This window comes from Rhodococcus sp. IEGM 1370 (genome assembly GCF_033142325.1).
Taxonomy (GTDB): Bacteria; Actinomycetota; Actinomycetes; order Mycobacteriales; family Mycobacteriaceae; genus Rhodococcoides.
This window is the reverse complement of the sequence record NZ_JAWLRY010000041.1, coordinates 1-7,168: the sequence shown is the minus strand read 5'-3', so window position 1 is coordinate 7,168 and position 7,168 is coordinate 1. Positions and strand designations below refer to the sequence as shown.

At 64.5% G+C, this 7,168-nt stretch carries 7 protein-coding genes and 1 riboswitch; of the genes, 4 read left to right on the top strand and 3 right to left on the bottom strand.

Going from position 1 to position 7,168, the window contains the following annotated elements:
• The 3 genes from R4P47_RS24740 to R4P47_RS24730 form a co-directional block, all read right to left on the bottom strand.
• A partial coding sequence (locus tag R4P47_RS24740; RefSeq protein WP_317786051.1) for a pyridoxamine 5'-phosphate oxidase family protein occupies positions 1-237 on the bottom strand: 237 nt, incomplete at its 3' end.
• Between the two features lie 15 nt (positions 238-252).
• Positions 253-1,632 (bottom strand): bifunctional diguanylate cyclase/phosphodiesterase, encoded by a 1,380-nt coding sequence (locus R4P47_RS24735; protein ID WP_317786050.1) that lies wholly within the window; start codon positions 1,630-1,632, stop codon positions 253-255.
• A 93-nt stretch (positions 1,633-1,725) separates the two neighbouring features.
• Complete coding sequence (locus tag R4P47_RS24730; RefSeq protein ID WP_317786049.1) at positions 1,726-2,790, bottom strand: LacI family DNA-binding transcriptional regulator; 1,065 nt, start codon at positions 2,788-2,790, stop codon at positions 1,726-1,728.
• A gap of 47 nt (positions 2,791-2,837) precedes the next feature.
• Between R4P47_RS24730 and R4P47_RS24725 the strand changes: the two genes are divergently transcribed.
• The 4 genes from R4P47_RS24725 to R4P47_RS24710 all read left to right on the top strand — a co-directional run bounded on the left by R4P47_RS24725 (position 2,838) and on the right by R4P47_RS24710 (position 7,050).
• Positions 2,838-4,037, top strand: coding sequence for an MFS transporter (locus R4P47_RS24725; protein WP_094638432.1), 1,200 nt, complete (start codon positions 2,838-2,840; stop codon positions 4,035-4,037).
• A riboswitch (cobalamin riboswitch) is annotated at positions 4,029-4,170 on the top strand. Its footprint overlaps the gene before it by 9 nt.
• Positions 4,171-4,214: 44 nt before the next feature.
• A complete protein-coding gene (locus tag R4P47_RS24720; RefSeq protein ID WP_094638433.1) occupies positions 4,215-5,243 on the top strand; it encodes an ABC transporter substrate-binding protein in 1,029 nt (342 codons plus the stop codon).
• Positions 5,240-6,265, top strand: a complete 1,026-nt coding sequence (locus R4P47_RS24715; protein WP_317786048.1) for a FecCD family ABC transporter permease — start codon at positions 5,240-5,242, stop codon at positions 6,263-6,265. Before R4P47_RS24720 ends, R4P47_RS24715 begins: the two co-directional genes overlap by 4 nt.
• A complete protein-coding gene (locus tag R4P47_RS24710; protein ID WP_317786047.1) occupies positions 6,262-7,050 on the top strand; it encodes an ABC transporter ATP-binding protein in 789 nt (262 codons plus the stop codon). The genes R4P47_RS24715 and R4P47_RS24710 overlap by 4 nt, the downstream gene beginning before the upstream one ends.
• Positions 7,051-7,168 lie beyond the last annotated feature (118 nt).

Below are 7,168 nucleotides of genomic sequence, written 5' to 3'. Positions count from 1 at the left end.
GTCGTCGGTGTAGTGGTCGACGATGAGGCTGACGGCGGGGTCGGCGCGGATGTTGTCGAGTCGCTGGAGTTTTCGGGTTGTTTTGGGTTTCCAGTCGATGGCGGTGTAGATGCGGTCGCCGGTGGGGGCGACGGCGAAGACGATCGGTACCAGGTGTGGTGTGCCGTCGGGGTTGATGGTGGAGAGTTGGGCTCGGGGTGCGTCGGTGAAGCGTTGGACTTCGTTGTCGATCTTCACGTTCGGTTCCTCGGGTTATGCGGATTCGCTGTGGGTGCTGTGTCGGGTGATGAATTGTTCGAGTGCCGCAACGGACATGGGGCGTCCGAGTAGGTGTCCTTGGCCGAAGGTTACGCCCATGTCGGTGCAGACCTGGAGTTGTTCCGGTGTCTCGATTCCCTCGATGACGGTGTCTTTGCCGAGGGTGGTGGTGACGTCGACGAGGGCTGTGCAGAGTGTGGTCATGGCGCGGCGTCGGTGCAGGTTGTCGCTGTCGAGGTGTTGAGTCAGCGATTTGTCGATCTTGAGGGTGTCGACGGGGAGGGTGGCGAGTCGTTCGAGGGAGGAGAAGCCGGAGCCGAAGTCGTCGATGGCGATGAGGACGCCGTGGCGTTGGACGTCGCGCAGTTGGTAGTGGACGGCGTCGAGGTCGTGCAGTGTCTGTGATTCGGAGAGTTCGAGGGCGAGCCGGCCGGGTTGGATGCCGTACGTGTCGACGATGTCGATGACGTCGGTGGCGAGGCTTCCGGTGGCGAAGTGGGCTGGGCTGATGTTGACGCCCACTTGGAGGTGGATGTTGCGGGTCTGCCAGTCGGCGATGGTGTGCGCGACCTCGGCGAGAATCCACATGCTCAGCGGGACGATGAGGTCGGAGTCCTCGGCGAGGGGGATGAAGGTGTCGGGCATCAGTAGGCCGAGTTCGGGGTGGTTCCATCGGATGAGTGCTTCGACTCCGACGACCGTTCCTGTCGTGAGCTCGACGATGGGTTGGTAGACCATCGTCAGTTCGCGCTCGACCATGGCGATGCCGCGCAGTCGTTCGATGAGTTCGAGTCGGGTGCGGTTGGTGTGGTGCAGCTCGTCGGTGAAGACGTGGTGTTCGTTGCGTCCGACGGCCTTGGCGGCATGCATTGCTGCGGCGGCGTTGTGAACCAGTTGGGTGGCGCTGATGTCGGTGTCGGTGCTGGAGGCGACTCCGACGCTGGCTGTGAGGGTGAGTTGGCGGTCGCCAAGCTCGAAGGCGGGCTCGAAGATGCTCGCGAAACCGGCAGCCAGGGCGCGCGCGGCTATGGAGTGGGAGCCTCGGGCGATGACGACGAATTCGTCGCCGGTGAGTCGGCCGATGGTGTCGCCGGGGCGGGTGGAGGCAAGGAGGCGATCGGCGATCATGCACAGCAGGTCGTCGCCCTGCGCGGGGCCGAGGGCGTCGTTGAATTCTCGGAATCCGTCGATGTCGACCAGCAGGACACTGAACTGGCGACCCGGGGTGCGTCCGTCGAGCTCGGCGGTGATGAGGGCAAGAATCTCGTCGCGGTTAGGGAGTCCGGTCAACGCGTCGCGCTGGGCTGCGGTTCCGGATGCAGTTCCGGACACGGCGGCGACATGACGGGGCGGCGCGTCGTGCTCTCGGCTCATTGTTCCCCCTCATGGCCGGATAGCCACGAGCGATACTAGCCCACGAGTCTGGTTCAGCGCTATAAACAGGGAACATCCCCTTTTATGGAGCTATTAGATCATGCTCTCCTTGGTTTGTCGGCCATTTGCGCGTCCTGTCGACAATCGTCTTTCGATGCTCCAGATCGCGTCGTCCACGGTGTCGCTGAGTCCGAGAACCCACCGGGCCGCCGACCGACCCTGATCGAACAGCGACTGCGCGACGGTGGTCAATCCGGCGTCGGCTGCGGCGGGGGAGTCGTCCCATCCGGTGACGGCCAGTTGCTCCGGAACGTCGATTCCGGATGCGGCCGCGGCGTCGAGAACTCCGAGGGCAAGTTCGTCGCTCATCACGAGCAATGTGTCGATGGCATTGTCCTGCAACAACAGTCGCGCGGCTCGGTCGCCTTCTGCGCGGGCGTTGTCGGTGGTGAACAGTGTCGGAACCGTCGACCAGTCGAGTCCGAACTGCACACAGGCGTCTCGGTAGCCTTCGAGACGGGCTCGGGTCACCGGCATCGAGATGCCCGACGCGTCCGCGCCACGCACCATCGTCGATTCGCGTCGGGTATCGGGCCGGAGAGCGACGATGGCAGGGCGAGATCGGCCGTTCAGCGCGACGGTGGCAATGGTCTCGGCTGCCGCTCGGTCGTCGATGGTGATCCAGTTCAGGCCGGGATGGTCGGGCCCGCCCTGGATGCACGTCGGCCTGCCGGTGTCGACGAGCACGTCGAGCAGGGGGTCGTCCGTCTCGGTGGTCCACACGACGTACCCGTCGACCTGTGCGTCTCGGATGCGTGCATTGTCGGTGTCTCGGTGCAGGTTCGGCAGCATGACCAGCGCGGTGTCGGCGTCCAGACATGCTTCGGCGATACCGGACAGAAAGCGTCGAGCCTGGGGATCCTCGAATGCATAGGTGAGCTTCTCGCCGAGGACGACGCCGATGCTGTTGTGCCTGCCACTGCGCAGCGACCGGGCCGTGCGGTTGGGACCGGCGTATCCGAGGGTGGCGGCTGCCTCGTACACCCGATCGCGTGTGGCCGCCGATACCCGGCTCGGTCGGTTGTAGGTGTACGAGACGCTCATGGTGGACACGCCCGCGGACGCTGCGACGTCAGCCATGGTCACCCGAGTGTTCACCGGCCCACTGTAGCGCGCTGTACGGACTGTGTGTAACGATACACAGCATGTCGTCGCCGCTACCGAAACTGCTGGTGCTCGCCGCAGCCGCATTCATCTACGTCACTGCGGAAACACTGCCCGTGGGGTTGCTCCCCGAGATCTCCGGCGACCTCGGTGTCGGCGAATCCGCCGTGGGTCTCCTGCTGACCTTCTACGCATACGGCGTTGCCGTGATGACGATGCCGTTGATCCGGTTCGTGCGCGAGTGGCCCCGACGGCGTCTCGTCGTCATCACCGTTGCTGCACTGGCACTCTCGCAACTCCTCTCGGCGGTATCGGTCGGATATCCGATGCTGGTGATCTCCCGAATGCTCTGCGCGGCAACGCATGGCGTCTTCTGGGCTGTCGTCGCGCCGGTTGCGGCCTCGCTTGCGCTACCGGGTAAGCAGGGCAAAGCCATCGCCACGGTGTACGCCGGTACCTCGCTGGCACTGGTTGCCGGCAACCCGCTCACTGCTGCCCTCGGCCAATGGTTCGGATGGCGCACGGCCGCAACGATTCTCGGTGTCGTCGCCGCAGCAATCGCGGTGGCGCTCTATTTCGTCCTCCCGGCACTACCGGTCACCCGGGCGGCTTCGGAGACGAAAAAGACACCGCGGGTGCTCGACGGCACCCTGGCCGTTCTGTGCGGAGTGACGTTTCTGGCCGTCCTCGGTCATTTCGCCGCGTACACCTACTTCTCGGTGATCGTCGACCGTGCCATCGGGTCGGCCGGCACCACTCTGACTCTGATGTTGATGTTGTACGGACTGTTCGGAGTGATCGGAATCTGGGTGATCGGCAGAACCTACGACCGGTGGCCTCGGTACTCGACCATCGCCGCCCTGGGCGCAGTGACCGCTGCGATTGCAGTTCTCTGGTGCGCCCTGATCGGAGCGCCGGGCAGCTTGGCCGTGTTCGCCGTCGGCGCGATCGCCTTGTGGGGACTGGCCTTCACCACCCTCCCGGTGTGCATCCAATCGGCAGTGGTCAGAGCGGCGCCGGCCGATGCGGACAAGGCGTCGGCGATCTATGTCGTTGCCTTCCAGTTGGCGATCGCCACGGGAGCCCTGGTGGGCGGCGTGGTGATCGACCTCAGCGGCATCGTGGCCGTCACGGCTGCTGCGACGGTGCTCGTCGCCGCCGCGATGATCGTAGTCGTGTTGGCACGCACCACCTTTCCGCGCAGCTACGCCCAGGAGCCGGTGGGCGCAGCGACACGCTGACCGTCGAGGTCCCCCGCACGATAGGGTCAGCATGCGACGAACGAGGGAATCCGGTGCAATTCCGGAGCTGGCGCGCAACGGTGACGGGTGAGAGCTCGAAGTCCGAATGCTCGGACGTCGTGATTCACCTCCATCCGCGGCTCCGCGACACGAGCCCTCAGCAGGAAGCTCTTCACGATGCGCACCACTCTCGCCGTCCTAGGCGCTGTCTCGATCCTCGTTCTCGCCGGTTGTTCGTCTACTGCGACAACCGACGCGGCCACCCCGACCACCGGAAACTATCCGCTGACGATCGACAATTGCGGCCGCGACGTCGTCGTCGACGCCCCGCCTCAGCGTGCGGTGTCGTTGAATCAGGGTTCGACCGAAATTCTTCTTTCGCTCGGCCTCGCCGACCGGATGGTCGGCACCGCCACCTGGACCGACCCCGTCCGCGCAAACCTCGAATCCGAGAACGCGAAGGTGCCCAGGTTGGCGGACAACAAACCCTCGCTCGAGGTGGTGCTCGACGCCGAGCCCGACTTCGTGTCCGCGTCGTTCGGCGGCACTCTCGGGCCCGGAGGAGTAGCCGACAGGGACCAGTTCGAGCAGCTCGGTGTGCCGAGCTACCTCTCTCCCACCGACTGCAACGGCAAGACCGACGACAGTGTCAACTCCGACGGCGCGCGTACGACGCCGCTCGAGATCGAGACCGTCTACCAGGAGATTCGCGACCTCGCAGCCATCTTCGACGTGCGTGATCGCGGCGAACGCTTGGTCGGCGAGCTGCAGGATCGCTTCGCGAAAGCATCAGGAGCCGTCGACGCCTCGGGTGTGACGTTGGCGTACTGGTTCGCCGACACCGATACCCCGTACATGGCCGGATGCTGTGGGTCGTCGGGAATCATCACCGGATCCGTCGGTGCCCAGAACATCTACGCCGACACCACCGACGAATGGCCACAGGTCAATTGGGAGAGTGTCCTCGATCGCGATCCCACCGCGCTCGTTCTCGCCGACCTGAGCCGGCGGAGCATCGCCGGTGATGCTCTCGACAGCAAGATCGCCTTCCTGGAATCGAATTCCGTCACCAGTCGGCTCACCGCCGTCGAGGACAAGCGGTACATCGTCGTCAACGGTGCCGACCTCAACCCATCGATCCGCACGATCGACGGGGTCGAGAAAGTTGCAGCGGCTCTGCAGAACTGGGGACCGACCACCCCATGAGCCGGACCGATCGCGGATTGCTGATCCCGCTTCTGCTCGGTGGCCTCGTGGTGTTGGTGCTCTCGATCGGCGTGGCCGTGACGATCGGTCCCGCCAGTGTGTCGGTATCCGATGTGTATCGAGTGATATTGGGGCACATCGGGATCGGCGCGGCCGAAGTGAGCCGTATCGAGGACGGTATCGTCTGGCAGTTGAGGTTGCCACGAACGTTGCTCGCGGCCATCTGCGGCGCAGGTCTCGCGCTGTGCGGTGCCATCATGCAATCGCTGTTGCGCAACCCGTTGGCCGACCCGTTCGTGCTGGGTATCTCGTCGGGCGCATCCACCGGTGCCGTCGTCGTCGCAGTACTCGGCGTAGGCGGCGGCGCGCTGTCGCTGTCCACCGGGGCGTTCGCCGGAGCGCTGTTGTCGTTCGTCCTGGTGATGCTGCTCGCCGCAGGTGCGGGCGGCGGCAACGACCGCGTCGTACTCGCGGGAGTGGCCGGGACACAACTGTTCTCGGCTCTGACGTCGTTCATCGTCATCTCCTCGGCAGATGCCGAACAAACTAGGGGAGTGCTGTTCTGGTTGCTCGGCTCCCTGAGCGGTGCCGACTGGACAGACGTGGCACTGTGCGGCGGTGTGGCACTGCTGGGAATGGTGGTGTGCCTGTTCAACACCTCGGCCCTCGATGCCTTCACCTTCGGACACGACGCGGCCGCGTCGCTCGGCGTTCCGGTGAAATATGTTCGAATTCTGTTGCTGGTCATCACCGCACTGATCACGGCCGCCCTCGTCAGTGCCGCCGGAGCCATCGGATTCGTAGGACTGGTACTACCGCATGCCGCCCGCTTCCTCGTCGGCGCGCGCCACCGAAGACTGCTCCCGACGACGGTGGTGATCGGCGCAATCTTCATGGTCTGGGTCGACACCATCGCCCGAACGGTGTTCGCACCACAGGAAATTCCCGTCGGAGTGGTCACCGCTCTCATCGGCGTCCCGGCTTTCGCGCTCATTCTCTTTCGGCTACGGAGGTCCCGATGACACTGCACGCCGAAGACCTTCGGTGGACCCGTGGTGGGCATCCGATTCTCGACGGGATCAGCTTCGCGCCGGAACCCGGCGAGACCATCGGTCTGATCGGCCCCAACGGCTCGGGCAAATCCTCACTGCTGCGCATTCTCGCCGGCATCGTCGCCCCCGACAGCGGCGACGTGCTGCTCGACGGAGACAACCTCCGAACACTGCGTCGACGACGCATCGCCAGACGCGTGGCAATGGTCGACCAACACTCCGACACCGACGTCGACATCAGCGTCCGCGACGTCGTCCGCTTAGGCCGCATCCCACATCACGGCATCCTCGGCGGCGACGCATCCGACGACGACGCCGCCATCGCACGAGCACTCACCGACACCGCCATGGCATCGAAAGCCACCCGACGATGGCACACCCTCTCCGGCGGCGAACGCCAACGAGTCCAGATCGCCCGCGCACTCGCCCAACAACCCACCGAACTACTGCTCGACGAGCCGACCAATCACCTCGACATCCAACATCAACTCGACATCCTCACCCTCGTCGCAGGCCTACCCCTGAGCAGCTACATCGCCCTCCACGACCTCAACCTCGCCGCCATGTTCTGCAACCGCATCATCGTCCTGAACAACGGTGCCATCGTGGCATCGGGAACCCCGAACGAAGTGATCACCGAACACCTGGTGCGCACGGTATACAACGTGCACGCCAGCGTCACGAATGCCGACAATTACCCACAAGTGACCTATCGCCGCCCCACCCCTTCCGCCCCTGGAGTCCACTCGATGTGACATTGACCCCCGAAAAGGCCACTGGATGTCACATTGAGTACCGGGGGACTGTCTGAATAACGGTTGATCCGGTCCTTGGTTCGACACGCCGAGCTCAGCTTGGTGGGAAGGATCGACG